This window comes from Bradyrhizobium nitroreducens, assembly GCF_002776695.1.
Taxonomy (GTDB): Bacteria; Pseudomonadota; Alphaproteobacteria; order Rhizobiales; family Xanthobacteraceae; genus Bradyrhizobium; species Bradyrhizobium nitroreducens.
Genome location: NZ_LFJC01000012.1, coordinates 1 through 1,127, shown reverse-complemented (window position 1 = coordinate 1,127; position 1,127 = coordinate 1). Strand labels below are relative to the sequence as shown.

Genomic DNA, 1,127 nt, shown 5'->3' with positions numbered 1-1,127 from the left:
TGGGTCCCTGTGTCTGAAAAGCCTGTCATAATGATGGTGGGCGGGAAGCCGTTGGGTCCTTGGCGCTTGACGCCGTGAGCCGGCTCGGTCTCCCGCCCGTTCCATTCAACAACCTGAACAGTTGCACGAGGCTGCGCCAACAGACCTCGCATCACAGGGACAGGCACCGTGATCATATCCTCTCGTTGCGTCGGAATCGACGTCTCCAAACATCATCTCGATATTTTCGATGAGGCCGTCGGTGTATCGGAACGCATCGACAACGCGACACACGCCATCACACAGCTGGTGGCGCGTTGGCGATGCGATGCGCTGGTCGTCTTCGAGGCTACGGGGGTCTACGACCTCGAGCTTCGTGAGGCACTGCATCGGGCCGGCATCCGCTTTGCCCGTATCAATCCGGCCCGTGCCCGCGACTTTGCCCGTGCCAGCGGCCAACTCGCCAAGACCGATCCGATCGATGCGCAGATGCTGGCGGCCTTCGCCCGCGCCATGAAGCCCGCCACCGAGCAGGCCGCGACACCCGCCCGCAACGCTTTGGCAAAGCTTGCAAAACGGCGGGACCAACTGGTTGCTATGCGAGCCCAGGAAAAGAACCGCCGCAGCGAAGCCGAGGACCGCGCCATGGCGGAACGCATCGCTCGCCTCATCGAGGTCCTCAATTATGAGATCGCTGAAATCGAGACCGAGATCAATGCGCTCGTCAAAGCCGAGCCGGAGCTTGCGGACGATGCACAGCTGATGCGCTCGGTGCCCGGCGTGGGGCCCGTCGCCTGCATGCAACTCCTCACCCAGATGCCCGAACTTGGGCGTCTCGGGCCGAAGGAAGTGGCCGCTCTTGCCGGCCTGGCTCCCTTCAATGTCGATAGCGGGGCTTATCGAGGCAAGCGCAAGATCGGCGGCGGACGAAAGCGCGTCCGCGACGCCCTCTACATGGCTGCTCTCAACGCCATTCGCCGCGCCGACCGCTTCAAGGCCTTTTACGACCGGCTGCGCCAAGCCGGCAAACCAGCGAAGCTCGCCCTCATTGCTGTCGCCAGGAAGCTGCTGACCATCCTCAACGCTATGCTGCGCGACCGAAAAATCTATAAGGTCGCACCGTCAACATAACAGTTGCCGGCTCTGCG

Annotated in this window: 1 protein-coding gene; it reads left to right on the top strand. The window is 62.6% G+C overall.

The genetic code is table 11. From position 1 onward, the window contains the following. The first annotated feature begins 168 nt into the window (after positions 1-168). On the top strand, positions 169-1,110 hold the full coding sequence (locus TSA1_RS38680; RefSeq protein ID WP_100176963.1) for an IS110 family transposase: 942 nt from the start codon (positions 169-171) through the stop codon (positions 1,108-1,110). The last annotated feature ends 17 nt before the right edge of the window (positions 1,111-1,127 follow it).